Here is a 17,651-nt window from a genome sequence, read left to right as displayed (position 1 = left end):
TAATGACATATAGTTTGGGAGGGGGAAAAGAAGTGGCACTAGATCATTCATTACGATTTTCATTAAAAGAATCTGTTTGGTTCCAAAAAGGACAGGAAGTCGAAGAACTTTTGTCAATTTCGTTAGATCCAGACGTTGAGATAGAAGAGCTTGATCATGAAGTTATCGTGAGAGGGCAGTTAGATTTAACGGGAGAGTATGTTGCAAGGCAAGATGATTCAGCTTATTCATTAAGAGAGCTATCACCAGCAAAGGCAATTGATTATGTAGAAACAAGGGAAGACGGGGTTAATGAGCTTGTCCATTCCTTTCCGCTTGAAATATCAATTCCAAGAAATCGAGTGAAAGTAATTGAAGAACTATATGTATCAATTGAGGAATTTGATTATGAATTAAAGGAAAATGGTTGCTTACAATTGTTAGCGGATATATCTATTACAGGTTTATGTGACGAGGAAAGAATTGAGGAAGAGGAAGAAGAGGACGACACGACATATGCTGAGTTAGAAGATGATTCAGAACAAGAGGATGAAAATAGACCCGTACCATATGTAGAAGAACCATCTTATAAGGAATCAGATGAGTGGGAAGATTACGCATTTGAACCGTTTCAACTAGAGGAAAGAAAAGAGCAGGAAGTAGAGGAAGAGGAAATAGAAGAACATGAATTTGTGGAGCGTGTAGAGGAGAAAGAAACAACGCCACAATTTGAATTGTTCGGCCGAAAAGATTTCAAGAAAGAGAAAGCGAAAAAGCAAGAAGAGCAAGAAGAAGAAGCGTACTCACAGCGAGATGAAAATGCGCTTTATTTAACGAAATTATTTACGAAAGAACCGGAAGAAGAATTTACAAAGTTAAGAATGTATTTCGTGCAAGAAGGGGATACGATCGAATCTGTTGCAGATCGTTATGAAACGTCTGTACAAAACTTATACCGTGTAAATCAATCGGAAGATATATATTTGACTACAGGGCAAATTATATATATTCCCGTTTCAAAAGCAAAAGTGAAATAAGTGAGTGAGTTTTTTCACTCACCTCTTTTCTTTTCCTAGAAGTTATGTTTTGAACAAGAAAGGGTCATTCGTATGGATATTGAATTACGAAATCGCTATGAACCCATTGTCAGGCAATATAGATTGGATACGCAGCATATGGAAGAGCACGGAAGTGTAATGAAAATTTATACGAATCAAGGTCCGTATGCGTTAAAGAAAATACAAGATAGAAAATTAGAGCGGAATAATTTTTTGCATCACATTCAATATTTGAAAGAGAAAGGTTTTTCGAATTATGTACCTATTTATCATGCGACGGACGGAAATTATGTCTTAAGTGATGGGACATATAGTTATTATTTAATGCCTTGGTTAGAGCGTGCGGAAGGAAACGGTGAGGATAACGATCAATATCACAAAATGTTTCAGACGCTCGGAACGTTGCATCAAAAAACGGTGAAAGAGGAGACGTATACAGAAGAAGAGTTAGAAAAACATTATACAAATATATCCGACCGTTGGGAAAATGATGGTGAGATGTTAGAAGAGTTTCTTGTAGAATCTGAAGCGAAGTGGTATATGTCTCCGTTTGAATTACAATATTGTACGTATTATCACCATGTTATGAGAGCTCGCGAGTTCGCAACAAAGCAATTAAATGAATGGCATGATGCGATGAAAGAAAAGGAAACAACACGTACTACTTTCGTTCATGGGAATGTCTCGCTTAATCATTTTTTATTTGATTATGAGCGAAACGGCTATTTTATTAGTTTAGAAAAATCGCAGTTTGCAACGCCTGTGCAAGATATAGTAGGTTTTTATTCGCGGTCTTTAAACACATATCCAATTGCACGGAGTGACCGCTTTGAATGGTATCAAATGTATCAAAAAAATTTCCCGTTTTCGAAAGAGGAGCAGCTTCTTATGTTTGCATATATGACGTATCCGTCGCATTTTATTCGGCAAATTCAGTCGTATACGAAAAGAAGAAAGAGTCGTAATGAAGAAAATGAGCTCCGCGGGGTGAAAAGTCTGCAGCAATCGCATTGGCTCGTTAGCAATACAGAATATTTCCTTTCGCAATTACAAGCTGCCCAGCAAGGGAACGGATGAAAAAGATAAGTAGGGAGAACCCTGCTTATCTTTTTTTATTAGTTCCATAAAGAGATAAAAGCCGTAGTTTCAAATTTATCTTGACGAATAAGGTTTCGTTTTTTACACTATTGTATATAATAATTAACAATCATATAAATGCATTGAAGGGGAAGAGTATAACATGAAACGTCTTCAGAGAGGAGAATCATTAGCTGGGAGATTCTCTAGATAGTTATGTTAGAAGGTAGCCCTGGAGCATCTTTTCTGAACGGAATAGTTCTCATTAGGAAAAGACGGATTTGTCCGTTATCAAATTAAGAGTATAAGCAAATTCTGAATTTGTTTGTAAATAAAGGTGGTACCGCGATGTCCCTCGTCCTTTTTTGGATGAGGGGCATTTTTTATTTTAAGGAGGGAAAATAATGTCAAACACGGAAAAGAATTTACCAACTAAATATGATCATATGTCCGTTGAAGAAGGCCTTTATCAATGGTGGCTTGAAGGCAAATATTTCGAAGCAACAGGAGACGAGAAGAAACAACCGTATACAATTGTAATTCCACCTCCGAACGTAACTGGTAAGTTACACTTAGGTCATGCTTGGGATACAACTCTTCAAGATATTTTAACTCGTACGAAACGTATGCAAGGTTACGATGTACTGTGGCTTCCAGGAATGGACCATGCTGGTATCGCAACGCAAGCGAAAGTAGAAGGGAAACTTCGTGAAGAAGGTATTTCACGTTACGATCTTGGCCGTGAGAAATTCCTTGAAAAAGCTTGGGAATGGAAAGAAGAATACGCTTCTCACATTCGTCAACAATGGGGAAAAGTTGGTTTAGGACTAGACTATTCTCGTGAACGTTTCACATTAGACGAAGGTTTATCTAACGCTGTTAATAAAGTATTTGTTCAATTATATGAAAAAGGTTTAATTTACCGCGGTGAGTATATTATCAACTGGGATCCAGCAACACGCACAGCTCTTTCTGATATTGAAGTAATTCATAAAGAAGTTCAAGGTGCATTCTACCATATGAATTATCCGTTAACAGATGGTTCTGGTCACATTCGTCTTGCAACTACTCGTCCAGAAACGATGCTTGGAGATACAGCGGTAGCAGTTCATCCAGAAGATGATCGCTACAAACATTTAATCGGAAAAACAGTTACACTTCCAATCGTAGGCCGTGAGATTCCGATTATTGCTGATGAATACGTAGAAAAAGACTTCGGAACAGGCGTTGTGAAAATTACACCAGCTCATGACCCGAATGACTTTGAAGTAGGTAACCGTCATGACTTACCACGTATTTTAGTAATGAACGAAAATGGAACGATGAACGAAAAAGCTGGCAAGTATAACGGTATGGATCGTTTCGAATGTCGTAAAGAGTTAGTGAAAGACTTACAAGAAGCTGGCGTATTAGTAGAAATCGAGCCTCATATGCACTCAGTAGGTCATAGTGAGCGTAGCGGTGCAGTTGTTGAGCCTTACTTATCAACACAATGGTTCGTAAAAATGGCTCCACTTGCAGAAAAAGCGGTAGAACTTCAACAAAAAGAAGAAGAAAAAGTAACGTTCGTACCAGAGCGTTTTGAAAACACATACTTACGCTGGATGGAAAACATTCATGACTGGTGTATTTCTCGTCAATTATGGTGGGGACATCGCATTCCAGCTTGGTATCATAAAGAAACTGGTGAAATATACGTAGGTACAGAAGCACCAACGGATATTGAAAACTGGAATCAAGATAATGACGTACTTGATACATGGTTTAGCTCAGCGTTATGGCCATTCTCAACACTTGGCTGGCCAAATGAAGAGGCAGCAGACTTTAAAAAGTTCTATTCAACAGATGCACTAGTAACTGGTTATGACATCATCTTCTTCTGGGTATCTCGTATGATTTTCCAAGGTTTAGAGTTTACAGGAGAGCGTCCATTTAAAGATGTATTAATTCACGGTTTAGTTCGCGATGAGCAAGGACGTAAAATGAGTAAATCTCTTGGTAACGGTATTGATCCTATGGATGTTATCGAGAAATACGGTGCAGATGCAATGCGTTACTTCTTATCAACAGGAAGTGCACCAGGCCAAGATTTACGCTTCAGCATGGAGAAAGTAGAATCTACTTGGAACTTCATTAATAAAATTTGGAACGCATCACGTTTCGTATTAATGAACATGGATGACATGAAGTATGAAGAAATCGATTTAACTGGTGAAAAATCAGTTGCAGATAAGTGGATTTTAACTCGCTTAAACGAAACAATCGAAAGTGTAACACGTAACATGGATAAATATGAGTTCGGTGAAGCTGGTCGTTCATTATACAACTTCATTTGGGATGATTTCTGTGACTGGTACATTGAGATGGCGAAACTGCCACTATACGGTGAAGATGAGACAGCTAAGAAAACAACTCGTTCTATTTTAGCTTACGTATTAGACCAAACAATGCGTCTATTACACCCGTTCATGCCATTCGTAACAGAGAAAATTTGGCAGCATTTACCGCATGAAGGCGAGTCTATTACAGTAGCAGCATGGCCAACAGTTCGCGAAGATTTACAAGATAAAGAAGCGGCAGCAGAAATGCACCTTCTAGTTGATATCATTCGCTCTGTTCGTAACATCCGTGCAGAAGTAAATACGCCAATGAGCAAAAAAGTTCAAATGCAAATTAAAGCCAAAGATGAGGCAGTACTAGCTCAACTTACGAAAAACAGCTCTTACATTGAGCGTTTCTGTAACCCAAGTGAATTAACAATTAAAACAGATCTACAAGCGCCAGAAAAAGCGATGACTGCAATCGTATCAGGTGCAGAGTTATTCTTACCGTTAGCTGATCTTATCAATCTTGATGAGGAAAAAGCTCGTCTTGAAAAAGAACTTGAGAAGTTCGATAAAGAAGTAGAACGAGTACAGAAGAAACTTTCAAACCAAGGTTTCGTAGCGAAAGCTCCTGCAGCAGTTATTGACGGAGAGCGTGCGAAAGAGCAAGATTACCTAGAAAAACGTGAAGCGGTTCGTCAACGTCTAGCGGATCTTGAGAAATAAAATATTTTTTCAGAGACTCACTATATTGGTGAGTCTCTTTTCTTTGCGTATAATAGAGGTATGAAGGTTGTCTTTTGAAAGGGGAATAACATACGTGATACATACATACGAAGAAGCGATAGGATGGATTCATAGCCGATTGAAATTTGGGATAAAACCAGGATTAGAAAGAATGCAATGGATGTTAGAAGAGCTCGGAAATCCAGAGCGTCATATAAAATGTGTTCATCTTGCGGGTACAAATGGAAAAGGTTCAACTTTAACATACATGCGCAACATGTTAGAGGGCGCGAAATATAAAGTAGGAACATTTACCTCTCCTTATATCGAAACATTCAATGAACGTATTAGTGTGAACGGAACACCAATTGCAGATGAAGAGATTGCGGAACTTGTAAATATGGTAAAGCCGGTCGTTGAAAAACTAGACGAGACGGATTTAGGAGAAGCGACCGAGTTTGAAATTATTACTGTTATGGCAATTTGCTATTTCGGTAAAGTTAATTTCTGTGATGTTGTTTTATTTGAAACAGGGCTTGGGGGAAGGTTTGATTCTACAAACGTTATTCATCCTGTTCTCACTATTATTACGAATATCGGTCACGATCATATGCATATTTTAGGGAATACACTAGGAGAAATTGCATATGAAAAGGCAGGGATTATTAAATCAGGTGTTCCAGTAATTACTGGTGTACAAGATGAAGAAGCATTGCAAGTCATTCAAAAGGTTGCGAAGGAAAATCATGCAAACGTATATGAACTTGGCAAACAGTTTACATCACTACATAAACATTCTAATGAAGATGGAGAACATTTTGATTTTGCTTGTCCATTCGCCTCATTTGAAGATGTTCGGATTTCGATGAAAGGTATTCATCAAGTAGGCAATGCTACAGTAGCGCTTATGGCCGTAATGTATTTAAAAACATATTTATCATTTTTAATTAATGAAGAGGAAATGAAAGTTGGATTACAGGAAGCGTACTGGATTGGCCGATTTGAAAAGCTACAAAGTAACCCGGATATTATTATAGATGGTGCTCATAATCCAGAGGGTATTGAAAGCCTTGTGAAAACAGTAGAGGCACATTACAAAGATAAAAATGTAGTAGTTTTATTTACTGCTCTTGGTGACAAGCAGTTACATAACATGGTAGGGCAATTAGAAGCCATTGCCGATGAAATTATTTTTACAACATTCGCCTTTGATCGTGCTATTTCTGCTGACAAACTTGCATCGTATTCACAAAAAGAATCAAAATTAACTTTTGAAGATTGGAAAGAGGCAATTGATACGAAGATTGAAATGATAGGAGAAAATGATGTTTTCATCATAACAGGTTCTCTATATTTCATTTCCGAAGTTCGAAAATATATTTGCGAAAAAAACTAGATAGTATTTGCTATCTAGTTTTTTGTTCTACAAATGAAGTCAAATGCATACATATAAGATAATTATATAGGATAATTTGGCGAATTCCTCTGACAAATATCTCGTTTTTTTGTGAAATGAATATGATATGATGCGGACAACGATAAGAGGTGAGGTGTGAGTGTATGGACAAGCAATCACGAACGATCTCGGTGAAAGTAAATGGAACAGAAGCGAAGTATGAAGAAAAGAAGAAAGATGAGTTTGAATGGATGGTAGTCGAAAGTGAAAGACCGCAAAACGTTGTACCTTTTAAAAAAGAAAAGACATCGTCTATGGCACAATACCGAAAGAAATGGAGTACAACAATAATCGCAATCGTTGCAACTGCAATTATTATCGGTACTGTATTTGGGATGGGGATAATTCATTTATTAACTGGACAAGGGACAACAGGGGAAGGTACGGTAACGGCTTCGAAGCAGACAGGTAATGAGGAACAAAAGGTGGACGGAACGGTAGAACAAAAAGCGCAGGTAGGAGCTGCATTAGAACCAATGAAACTATTTTTCGTTCAAGGAGGGCTATACTCCTCTGAAGAAAAGGGACAGGCAGCTATTGAAGAGTGGAAAAGTAATGGAGGCGTGGCTGCTTTGAAACCGAGTGGTGATAAGTATGCGTTAGTTGTTGGTGTTGCAAGTGATGAACAAGCTGTGAATCAATTAATAGGCCAGTATAAGCAAGATGGTGTTTCAGTTTTGAAAAAAAATTGGGATATTACAGATAAAGCATTACTCAAAAATGATAAAGAAGTGGGTGGGTTTTTAGCGAAAATACAGCCATTGTATACTCATTTTGAAAAATACGTTTTCGGTGTGCAAACTAGTGGAAAGAGTAACCCAAAAGATATAGAAGCAATCACAAAAGAGTGGAAAGCGATTGAAAAAGAAGGGAAAAGTATGAAGCGTGAAGATGCGAAGAAGCTTTATACGTACACGTCAGTAGCCGTGCAAACAATTAAGGAAGGGAAGAGTGATAAGGAATCTGTAGCTAAATTAAATCAAGTTATTATTGATGGCTTACTTTCATATGAAAAAATAGTTTCACAAAAAGTGAAATGATAATAAGATGAAGGAGAAAGAAGTATTTATACTTCTTTCTTTTCTTTTGAATTTAGAACAAAGTGCTTTCTTTGTGGGCAGAGTATAATCGTATTAAAAAAATTATTATTTTAATTAGAGAAAATGATATTTCTCTAATTTGTGGGAAAACTATTCCTTTGATACGATTGATAGGAATTGTTCTGCTTCATATGAGAAAGGAAGGAGAAAACATGAAAAAAATTATTTTAGCTTCAGGATCACCTCGGAGGAAGGAACTGCTTGAATTAGCTGATGTGCCATTTGAAGTTGTTGTTAGTGAAGTAGATGAGACGATTGGTGCATATTCATCACCTTCTGATATTGTTATGTCGCTTGCTTTACAAAAAGCATCTGCCGTAGCAGAAAATTATAGTGATGATATTGTATTAGGTGCAGATACAATTGTTACATATGAGTCACGTATTCTTGGAAAGCCGTCTAATGGGGCTGAGGCGAAAGAAATGTTACAATTATTATCAGGGAAAACACATGAAGTATATACTGGTGTTGCGATTATATTAAAAGAGAAAACGGTAACTTTTTATGAGCGTACAGAAGTGACGTTTTGGGAATTAACAGAAGATGAAATTGACGCATACGTTGCATCGAAGGAACCACTTGATAAAGCAGGAAGTTATGGGATCCAAGGGAAAGGATCTATTTTTGTTCAGCACATTCAAGGGGATTATTATAGTGTGGTAGGCTTGCCAATTGCACGTCTTGTTCGTGAATTAAAACAGTTTGATAGCGATGTAACCCATGCGTAAAATTGCATGGGGTTTTCTTTGAGAGAACTAATAAAAAAGAGGTGAAGAAATGAACGGTATTCGTGATGTTGTGAAAGAGGAACAGCCACGGGAGCGTTTATTGTTAGAAGGAGCTGGAAGTTTATCGAATCGAGAGCTTCTTGCAGTATTACTCAGAACAGGTTCTAAAGAAGATACAGTTTTAACGTTATCAGATAAAATTTTACACCATTTTGATGGTTTACGAATGTTGAAAGACGCAACATTAGAAGAGCTAATAAGCATTCATGGTGTTGGAATCGCAAAAGCGTCGCAACTTATGGCTGCTTTTGAATTAGGGAGAAGAATGGTTCGTTTAGAATATCGGAATAGATATAGCATTCGAAGCCCGGAAGATTGTGCGAGTTATATGATGGAAGAGATGCGTTTTTTACAGCAGGAGCATTTTGTGTGTTTATATTTGAATACAAAAAATCAAGTTATACATAGGCAAACGATTTTTATTGGAAGTTTAAATACGTCGATTGTGCATCCGAGGGAAGTTTTTAAAGAAGCATTCCGTCGTGCAGCAGCCTCTATAATATGTCTTCATAACCATCCCTCAGGAGATCCTACGCCGAGCCGAGAAGATATTGAAGTAACAAAACGTTTAGTAGAATGCGGCCAGATTATCGGAATTGAAGTGCTCGATCATATTATAATAGGTGACCATAAATTCGTGAGTTTAAAGGAAAAAGGTCATATTTAAGACTATGCTTTTTACTTATTTTGTTTTATAATGTGATTTATGAGTTTTTTGTAGAAAATTATCTACAAAAAGGATACAGATATAAAAAAACGTACTGTTTTTATCATATAAAGTAAGAGAAAATGAGTCCGTGAAAACAAGAAAGGAAGATAAATAATATGTTTGGATTTGGTGGCTTTACTCGCGATCTTGGAATAGATTTAGGAACTGCGAACACGCTTGTATATGTAAAAGGAAAAGGTGTAGTTTTACGTGAGCCTTCAGTAGTAGCATTACAAACTGATACGAAACAAATCGTTGCAGTAGGTAGCGATGCAAAACAAATGATTGGTCGTACACCAGGAAACGTAGTGGCACTTCGCCCTATGAAAGACGGTGTAATTGCTGATTACGAAACAACAGCAACAATGATGAAATATTACATTCAACAAGCTCAAAAATCAAATGGATTCTTCTCACGTAAGCCATACGTAATGGTATGTGTACCATCTGGTATTACAGCTGTAGAAAGACGTGCAGTAATCGATGCAACTCGTCAAGCTGGTGCTCGTGATGCATATCCAATTGAAGAGCCATTTGCAGCAGCAATTGGTGCGAACCTACCTGTTTGGGAACCAACTGGTAGTATGGTTGTTGATATCGGTGGTGGTACAACAGAAGTTGCAATTATTTCTTTAGGTGGTATTGTAACAAGTCAATCAGTTCGTGTTGCTGGTGATGATATGGATGATTCAATCATTCAGTACATTAAGAAAAGCTACAACTTAATGATTGGTGAAAGAACAGCTGAAGCATTAAAATTAGAAATCGGTTCTGCAGGCGAGCCAGAAGGTATTGAACCTATGGAAATTCGCGGTCGTGATTTAGTAAGTGGTTTACCAAAAACAGTATTAATTCAACCAGAAGAAATTGCAGATGCATTAAAAGATACAGTAGATGCGATTGTAGAATCAGTTAAAAATACATTAGAGAAAACTCCACCTGAATTAGCGGCAGATATTATGGACCGTGGTATCGTATTAACGGGTGGCGGGGCATTACTACGTAACTTAGATAAAGTTATTAGTGAAGAAACAAATATGCCAGTTCTTGTTGCAGAAAACCCATTAGATTGCGTAGCGATTGGAACGGGTAAAGCATTAGACAATATCGACCTTTTCAAAACTGCTGCTCGATAATATTGCAAAATAAAAATCAATGAAATTAAGAGGGTGTGAACGTGCCACAGTTTTTCTTAAACAAAAGATTAATTGTTTTGTTAGTTAGTATTATTCTTCTCGTGGCATTGATTGGAATCTCATTGAAAGAACGGAACAGTTTAACATGGCCCGAGCAGTTTATAAAAGATACTGTCGGTGTTGTAGAACGTGTATTCCAAAAGCCAGCGAATTATGTTGCCGGATTCTTCGAAAACGTAGAAGATGTAAAGCGCACGTATGAAGAGAATAAAGAATTAAAAGCAAAATTAGATAACTATGCAAAGTTATCAGTTGACGTAAAGCAATTAGAAGATGATAAAAAGAAACTACAAGAGTTAACTGGTAAAACAGCGTTAAATAGCGGTTATACTGAAATTCCAGCTACTGTTGTTTCTCGTAATCCCGACAAATGGTACGATCTAGTTGGAATTGATAAAGGGGCACAACAAGGAATTAAAAAAGATATGGCGGTAATAACTTCACAAGGTTTAGTTGGACGAGTGAAAAGTGTATCTCAGTTTACATCATCAGTAGAGTTGTTAAGTTCTATGAGCCGAACAAACCGTGTTTCTGCTATTGTACAAGGACAAGAAAAAATCTTTGGGTTGATTGAAGGTTACGATAAAGAAAAACAATTACTTCTTTTCACAAAGATTGGCTCTGATGTACCAGTACAAAAAGATCAACTAGTTGTAACATCTGGACTTGGTGATATTTTCCCGAAGGGTCTTGTAATCGGAAAAATCGTTGATGTTCAGCCTGATCCATACGGTTTAACAAAAACAGCTTATGTAAAACCTGCTGCTGATTTAAATGACGTAGAGCATATTACGGTTGTCAAACGTGACACGCCTTCGGCACCGTTAGAATAGGGGGGGAAGAAGAGATGATGAAAGTTTTAAAAAGAGCAGCTCTTCCTCTTTTGCTCCTTTTTGTTTTTTTATTTGAAAATATGTTCTCTACTGTTGTTCCAATAGACGTCTTTTGGAAAGACAGTATAGCAGCACCTCATTTCTTTATAATTGTGTTATGTTTTATTACAGTGTACTATGGTCTGGTTCAAGGGATTTACTACGGACTATTATTTGGTTTCTTATTTGATACCGTATACACAGAACTTGTTGGTATATATATATTTGCTTATCCAATTTTGACATATTTAGTTTATAGTGCGATGAAGGTATTGCAATTGAATTTATTTATTGTTGTTTCTATCGTATTAGCTAGTATTGCAGCATTAGAGTATTATGTGTATGGATTTTTAACTTTGTTAGGGCGTACTCACATGTCGGCGTATGTCTTTTTCACTGATCGTCTCCTTGCTACTTTATTGCTAAATGGAATTTTCTTATTGATAGTTTGTTTCCCACTGAGACGATATTTAGTGCGTCTTTCAAAAGCGATGGAAGAAAAAGAAAAAAGGATTTTCTAATTTTATGTCGAATTGAATCGGTGGGGTGAACTTTAGTGGAAGAAAAAAAGCAACAAAATGTAACGATAAAAGGGACAAAAGATGGAATAACACTTCATTTAGATGATTGCTGTTCATTCTCTGAACTATTAAAAGAATTGGATGAAAAGCTTTCTACACATTACTATGATGGTGACGGACGTTCTTTGATTGAAGTGCGTGTTAAAGTAGGAAATCGTTATTTAACAGAAGTACAACAAGAAGAGATTCGTACGTTAATTCGCAATAAGAAGAATCTTGTTGTGGAATCAATTGATAGTGATGTTATAACAAAAGCAGAAGCAATAGCTTGGAAAGAAGAAACAGAAATTGTCCCTATTTCCAAAATTGTTCGCTCTGGACAAGTTTTACATGTAAAAGGAAATTTATTATTAATTGGAGATGTTAATCCAGGCGGAACGGTTATCGCTGGGGGGAATATTTTTGTCGTGGGATCACTAAGAGGGGTTGCACATGCGGGGTATGATGGAGATTCAGAAGCTGTTATTGCTGCATCTATTATGAACCCTATGCAACTCCGAATTAGTGATGTGACAATGCGGGCTCCGGAAGAGAAAGAGGACGGAGCGGAGGCGGCCGAATGTGCGTATATTAATGAGAACAATCACATTGTTGTCGATCGCCTGCAACTTCTCACTCATCTTAGACCTAATTTAACAAAGTTAGAAAGGGGAATTGTATAGCTGTGGGAGAGGCAATAGTAATTACATCTGGAAAAGGCGGCGTAGGTAAAACTACAACGTCTGCGAACATTGGTACAGCCCTTGCGTTATCTGGAAAGAAAGTGTGTTTAATTGATACAGATATCGGTTTACGCAATTTAGACGTAGTAATGGGGCTGGAAAATCGTATTGTATTTGATCTTGTTGATGTCGTTGAAGGGCGTTGTCGTTTACCTCAGGCTCTTATTAAAGATAAGCGTTTTGATGATCTTTATTTATTACCTGCAGCACAAACGAGCGATAAATCGGCGGTAACACCTGAACAAATGGATGAATTAATACAAGTATTACGTCAAGATTATGATTACATATTAATTGATTGTCCTGCGGGGATTGAGCAGGGATTTAAAAATGCTGTAGCAGGTGCGGATAAAGCAATCGTTGTAACAACACCAGAGGTATCCTCAATGCGTGATGCGGATCGTATTATCGGGCTTTTAGAGAAAGAGGATATTGAACCGCCGAAACTTGTCATTAACCGTGTGCGTAGTCATATGCTTCATGAACAGGATATGTTAGATGTTGATGAAATCGTACGTACATTGTCAATCGAGCTTCTTGGTGTTGTCGAAGATGATGATGAAGTTATTCGTGCTACGAATACAGGCGAACCTGTAGCGTTGCAACCGAGCGGAAAAGCAGCAATAGCTTATCGCAATATTGCAAGACGTTTGTTAGGTGAGAATGTGCCATTACAAGCATTTGAACAAGAAAAAGTATCGGTATTTACAAAGATGAAAAATTTCTTTGGAATTCGTTAAAAGCACTTCGCATAAATGCGGAGTGCTTTCTTTTTTTCTTCGCATGAATATCTTTCTTCCATAACTCATACATATGTACAAACTGTATATAACTGTTTCTATTTGAATAAGGCTCACTAAAGAAAGGAGACAGTATGAAGAATAGACGTGTGGAAGAAATTAAAAAGCGGATTGCGAAAAGGAAAGCAGAGCAAGAAAGGATGGAGGAAGATCAGTATTTTGCTGGAGGAGACTTTGATAGTGACACGGTATTTATTGAAGAAGGAGAGAAGGAAATTCACCCTCTATTTCGAAAAGAAGTTTTTCTCTTCAAAGTTTTGCTGTCAGCAATATTAGTTCTCTCAGTTGCTATTTTATTTAAGAATGCACCTTCTTCTTTTGATGGTACTAGAGCTGTCACAGAAAAAGTTATGCAAGAAGAGTTTCAATTTGCTACTATATCGAAATGGTATGAAAAGCAGTTTGGAAAACCTCTCGTTTTCTTTTCTCCAAATGAGAAAAAAGAAAAGGCTATTCAGCAAAAGGATTATGCGATTCCTGCCTCTGGAAAGGTGATGCAAGGGTTTCAAAAAAATGGCCAAGGTGTATTTGTTCAAACGGCTACAAATGCAACGGTTGAGTCAGTGAATGAAGGTGTAGTTGTTTTTGCGGGCAAGAAAGAGGAACTTGGAAATACAGTTCAAATTCAACACGCTGATGGCACGGAGTCTTGGTATGGAAATTTAAACGATATGTCAGTGAAGTTATATGATTACGTTTCAAAAAAACAAAAAATCGGAACGGTGAATAGCGACGAAAATAATAAAAACGGCAAATTTTATTTCGCGATGAAAAAGAATGAAAAATTTATTGATCCGATTCAGGTGATTTCATTTGATTAAATATAGAGAGGTTTTAACAAAAATTACAGTACATCCATTGTTTTGGGTTATTATCATTATTGGTATTTTCACGGCACGCTTTAAAGAATTAATATTACTATTTTGTATCGTTCTAGTTCATGAACTTGGGCATGCTTTTGCAGCTGCATATTATAATTGGCGTATTAAACAAATTCAGCTTTTGCCCTTTGGTGGCGTAGCTGAGCTCGAAGAACATGGGAATAAGTCATTAAAAGAAGAATTAATTGTCGTTATAGCGGGGCCAATTCAGCATATATGGATGATTGCAGTCGCTTATATTTTGTATCAAGCGGGTTGGGTAACTGATGATTTGTATCATTTCTTTGTGTGGAATAATGTCGTTATTTTAGGTTTTAATTTATTGCCTATTTGGCCACTTGATGGTGGAAAAGTATTATTTAATGTATTATCATATCGTTTTCCTTATTTACAAGCACATGAAAAGATGATGAAATTGTCATGTGTTTTTTTTAGTGTAATATTAGGGTGGCAGTTATTTTGGAATAGTAATAACATTATGATGTGGGTATTACTTGTTTTTCTAGCGATTTCTTTGTATCAAGAATGGAAACAAAGACGGTACGCATTTATGCGCTTTTTATTAGAACGTTATTATGGGAATAAAAGAGATATTGAAAAAATTGCACCTATTGAGGTGAATACAGAAGATCGTTTATATACGATTTTCACGAAATTTCGTAGAGGATACAAACACTCTATTATCGTCCATGGAAAATATAAAGAGCATTACACATTGGATGAAAATGAATTGCTCTATGCGTATTTTGCTGAAAAACGAACAACGTCATCTGTTGAAGAATTGATAGGTTAGTGTTGACGATAACACTAACCTTTTATTATTGTAAAAGCAAAGAAAATTATAAAGTGAGGAAAGAATTTTGAAGACGTTATATATTAATTACACTGGTTCGGAAAAGCGTGTTGCGATAGAAGAGAAGCGAAAAGTTGTCGAGCTATTATGGAAACGTAATGAAGAGCAGGAAATTGTCGGACATATTTATGTTGGACGTATCGTAAGAACAATTGCTGGAATGAATGCGGCCTTTGTAAATATCGGATTAGAAAAACATGCATATCTTTCATACGATGATGTACCACCTTCATATCGCATACATGAGGGACAAGCAATACTTGTACAAGTTGTCAAAGAGGCAATTGATACGAAAGGGCCAAAGTTAACGGCGAAGATAGAATTTACTGGGAAATATGTCGTGTATATGCCGTATGATGAAATGCGTGCTGTTTCTCGGAAAATAAAAAATAACAAGAGAAGACAAGAATTACTTCATATTGAAGTGGAAGGGACAGGAGGATATATATTCCGTTCTGCTTCTGAAAAAGGAACAATCGATGAAATACAAGCTGAAATGCAAGGGTTGCAACAACTATATGAAGAATTAAAAAGAAAAGAAGATCAGGGGAAGGCACCGTTACTACTTCATCGACCAGCGACGTTTTTAGATCGTGTATTTCAGGAGAACCCAATTGAAACGATTGAAAAAGTAGTTGTAGATACAAGAAGTGTGGTAAAAGAATTAGAAGAAAAAGTAGGGAAAGAAAGAGTATCCTTTTATAATGAAAAATCTTCGATGTTTAATCATTTTGGAATAGAACGTGAAATTGAGAAAGCACTTCAAAAAATTGTTTGGCTCCCAAATGGTGCCTATCTAATCGTGGAACAAATGGAGACAATGACTGTAATTGATGTGAATACGGGTAAGTTTACTGGAAAACAAAATTTACAAGATACAGTACTTCGTACAAATGAAATGGCTGCTGAAGAGATTGCTCGTCAATTAAGACTTCGTGATATTGGCGGAATGATATTAATTGACTTTATTAATATGAAAAGACGAGAAGATAAAGAAAAGGTAAGGGAAAGTCTCATAGCTGCTATGCAAGATGATCGCACTTATACGAGAGTGCTTGGGTTTACTGAGTTAGGGATTTTGGAGATGACGCGAAAACGTAAGAAACATTCGTTACGTGACGTATTATTAGAAGAATGTGCACCTTGTAAAGCGACGGGGTATGTTATGTCTTATGAAACGATTGCGTATGAGTTAGAGAGAGAACTAATTACATATGGCAATATAGAAGATGAAGCAGTATTAATCGCTGCACCGAAAATTTTGCAAAAGCATTTTCTACAAAAAGAATTACAAAAAAATCTTCCATTTGAAATTTATTTTAAAGATGATATTATCGAAAAGTACGCTATTATCCGATTTGGAAGTAAGAAAGAAATTGTAGAACGGAAAAAATAGTTAGCAGAACATTTATTGACAATAGTCTATGATTCATGATAACATCTTTATGTTATAGTTTATAGCACCTAAACGGCTATATGCTACAACCGCACAAGACAGGTTCCCTAAAGACATTTTATGTCTACCTCGTTTTTGGCGAGTCTTAGTAATTAAGAGGAGGTGCAAGTATGTACGCAATTATCGAAACAGGTGGAAAACAAATTAAAGTTGAAGCTGGTCAAGCAATCTACATTGAAAAATTAGATGTTGAAGCTGGTGAAACTGTTACTTTTGACAAAGTTCTTTTCGTTGGTGGCGAAAACGTTAAAGTTGGTAGCCCAGTTGTAGAAGGCGCAACAGTGACTGCTAAAGTTGAAAAACAAGGTCGCGCTAAGAAAATCATCGTTTTCAAATACAAAGCGAAAAAGAACAATCGTAAGAAACAAGGTCATCGTCAACCTTACACTAAGCTAGTTGTTGAAGCTATCAACGCTTAATTCAGGTTAACATGATTAAAATTACGATAAGTCGCACGAAATTAGGAAGTATCCAATCATTTAAAATGACTGGACATGCCGATTATGCGCCACATGGACAAGACCTTGTCTGTGCTGGAACTACAGCGGTTGTGTTTGGTTCTATAAATGCAGTGGAAGAGCTTTGTAATGTGCAGGCAACTATTGAACTCGGAAGTGATGGTGGATTCTTAACGTATGAATTGCCTAATGATTTAGACGTTCATGCAGCAGAAAAAGCACAAACGCTTTTAGAAGGATTGGTTGTTTCGCTAAAGACGATCGAACTTGATTACGGAAAGTATATCCGTTTAATAGAAAAAGTGCAGGAGGTGTAACGTATGTTAAGATTAGATCTTCAGTTTTTCGCATCTAAGAAAGGTGTAGGTAGTACAAAGAACGGTCGTGACTCTCAGTCAAAACGTCTTGGTGCTAAACGCGCAGATGGTCAAACGGTTTCAGGTGGTTCAATTCTTTACCGTCAACGCGGTACAAAAATTTATCCAGGTGTTAACGTTGGTCGTGGTGGCGATGACACTTTATACGCGAAAGTTGACGGCGTAGTACGCTTTGAGCGTCTTGGCCGTGACCGCAAACAAGTGAGCGTATATCCTGTTGCTCAAGAAGCATAAGAAC

At 37.0% G+C, this 17,651-nt stretch carries 18 protein-coding genes and 2 other annotated features; all 18 genes read left to right on the top strand.

Annotated features, from left to right (window positions below):
- Nucleotides 1-2 precede the first annotated feature (2 nt).
- The 18 genes from spoVID (at nt 3) to rpmA (ending at nt 17,647) form a co-directional block, all read left to right on the top strand.
- Nucleotides 3-1,016, top strand: coding sequence for a stage VI sporulation protein D (gene spoVID / locus BAQ49_RS13700; protein ID WP_071745770.1), 1,014 nt, complete (start codon nt 3-5; stop codon nt 1,014-1,016).
- A gap of 72 nt (nt 1,017-1,088) precedes the next feature.
- Nucleotides 1,089-2,114 carry a spore coat protein YsxE gene (gene ysxE / locus BAQ49_RS13695; RefSeq protein WP_071745769.1) on the top strand — a complete coding sequence of 342 codons (1,026 nt, stop codon included), beginning with the start codon at nt 1,089-1,091 and terminating at the stop codon, nt 2,112-2,114.
- A 134-nt stretch (nt 2,115-2,248) separates the two neighbouring features.
- Nucleotides 2,249-2,480, top strand: a binding site (T-box leader).
- A gap of 38 nt (nt 2,481-2,518) precedes the next feature.
- The gene (locus BAQ49_RS13690) at nt 2,519-5,164 is read left to right on the top strand and encodes a valine--tRNA ligase (protein WP_071745768.1); all 2,646 of its coding nucleotides are present in this window, start codon (nt 2,519-2,521) and stop codon (nt 5,162-5,164) included.
- Nucleotides 5,165-5,258: 94 nt separating this feature from the next.
- Nucleotides 5,259-6,560 carry a bifunctional folylpolyglutamate synthase/dihydrofolate synthase gene (locus BAQ49_RS13685; RefSeq protein WP_071745767.1) on the top strand — a complete coding sequence of 434 codons (1,302 nt, stop codon included), beginning with the start codon at nt 5,259-5,261 and terminating at the stop codon, nt 6,558-6,560.
- Nucleotides 6,561-6,724: 164 nt separating this feature from the next.
- Nucleotides 6,725-7,660 carry a stage II sporulation protein B gene (locus BAQ49_RS13680; RefSeq protein WP_071745766.1) on the top strand — a complete coding sequence of 312 codons (936 nt, stop codon included), beginning with the start codon at nt 6,725-6,727 and terminating at the stop codon, nt 7,658-7,660.
- A 212-nt stretch (nt 7,661-7,872) separates the two neighbouring features.
- On the top strand, nt 7,873-8,448 hold the full coding sequence (locus tag BAQ49_RS13675; RefSeq protein WP_071745805.1) for a Maf family protein: 576 nt from the start codon (nt 7,873-7,875) through the stop codon (nt 8,446-8,448).
- A gap of 49 nt (nt 8,449-8,497) precedes the next feature.
- Nucleotides 8,498-9,175 carry a DNA repair protein RadC gene (radC, locus tag BAQ49_RS13670; protein WP_071745765.1) on the top strand — a complete coding sequence of 226 codons (678 nt, stop codon included), beginning with the start codon at nt 8,498-8,500 and terminating at the stop codon, nt 9,173-9,175.
- A gap of 158 nt (nt 9,176-9,333) precedes the next feature.
- Nucleotides 9,334-10,353: a cell shape-determining protein MreB gene (mreB, locus tag BAQ49_RS13665; protein WP_000466738.1), complete on the top strand. Its 1,020-nt coding sequence runs from the start codon at nt 9,334-9,336 to the stop codon at nt 10,351-10,353.
- A gap of 41 nt (nt 10,354-10,394) precedes the next feature.
- Nucleotides 10,395-11,246 (top strand): rod shape-determining protein MreC, encoded by an 852-nt coding sequence (gene mreC / locus BAQ49_RS13660; protein WP_071745764.1) that lies wholly within the window; start codon nt 10,395-10,397, stop codon nt 11,244-11,246.
- Between the two features lie 14 nt (nt 11,247-11,260).
- Nucleotides 11,261-11,806, top strand: coding sequence for a rod shape-determining protein MreD (mreD, locus tag BAQ49_RS13655; RefSeq protein ID WP_071745763.1), 546 nt, complete (start codon nt 11,261-11,263; stop codon nt 11,804-11,806).
- Between the two features lie 35 nt (nt 11,807-11,841).
- Complete coding sequence (minC, locus tag BAQ49_RS13650; RefSeq protein ID WP_071745762.1) at nt 11,842-12,528, top strand: septum site-determining protein MinC; 687 nt, start codon at nt 11,842-11,844, stop codon at nt 12,526-12,528.
- A gap of 2 nt (nt 12,529-12,530) precedes the next feature.
- A complete protein-coding gene (minD, locus tag BAQ49_RS13645; protein ID WP_000503308.1) occupies nt 12,531-13,328 on the top strand; it encodes a septum site-determining protein MinD in 798 nt (265 codons plus the stop codon).
- A 134-nt stretch (nt 13,329-13,462) separates the two neighbouring features.
- On the top strand, nt 13,463-14,209 hold the full coding sequence (locus BAQ49_RS13640; protein ID WP_071745761.1) for a M23 family metallopeptidase: 747 nt from the start codon (nt 13,463-13,465) through the stop codon (nt 14,207-14,209).
- A complete protein-coding gene (locus BAQ49_RS13635) occupies nt 14,202-15,062 on the top strand; it encodes a M50 family metallopeptidase (RefSeq protein ID WP_071745760.1) in 861 nt (286 codons plus the stop codon). Before BAQ49_RS13640 ends, BAQ49_RS13635 begins: the two co-directional genes overlap by 8 nt.
- Nucleotides 15,063-15,129: 67 nt before the next feature.
- Nucleotides 15,130-16,518: an Rne/Rng family ribonuclease gene (locus BAQ49_RS13630; RefSeq protein WP_071745759.1), complete on the top strand. Its 1,389-nt coding sequence runs from the start codon at nt 15,130-15,132 to the stop codon at nt 16,516-16,518.
- Between the two features lie 77 nt (nt 16,519-16,595).
- Nucleotides 16,596-16,674, top strand: a sequence feature (ribosomal protein L21 leader region).
- 14 nt (nt 16,675-16,688) lie between these two features.
- Nucleotides 16,689-16,997, top strand: a complete 309-nt coding sequence (gene rplU / locus BAQ49_RS13625; RefSeq protein WP_000270907.1) for a 50S ribosomal protein L21 — start codon at nt 16,689-16,691, stop codon at nt 16,995-16,997.
- Nucleotides 16,998-17,008: 11 nt separating this feature from the next.
- The gene (locus tag BAQ49_RS13620; RefSeq protein ID WP_001973720.1) at nt 17,009-17,353 is read left to right on the top strand and encodes a ribosomal-processing cysteine protease Prp; all 345 of its coding nucleotides are present in this window, start codon (nt 17,009-17,011) and stop codon (nt 17,351-17,353) included.
- A 3-nt stretch (nt 17,354-17,356) separates the two neighbouring features.
- Nucleotides 17,357-17,647: a 50S ribosomal protein L27 gene (rpmA, locus tag BAQ49_RS13615; protein ID WP_000944957.1), complete on the top strand. Its 291-nt coding sequence runs from the start codon at nt 17,357-17,359 to the stop codon at nt 17,645-17,647.
- The last annotated feature ends 4 nt before the right edge of the window (nt 17,648-17,651 follow it).

Origin of the sequence: Bacillus proteolyticus, from assembly GCF_001884065.1 — a bacterium.
In the GTDB taxonomy this organism is placed as follows: domain Bacteria; phylum Bacillota; class Bacilli; order Bacillales; family Bacillaceae_G; genus Bacillus_A; species Bacillus_A proteolyticus.
The sequence above is the reverse complement of the archived record's forward strand: the minus strand, read 5'-3'. Positions and strand labels throughout refer to the sequence as shown.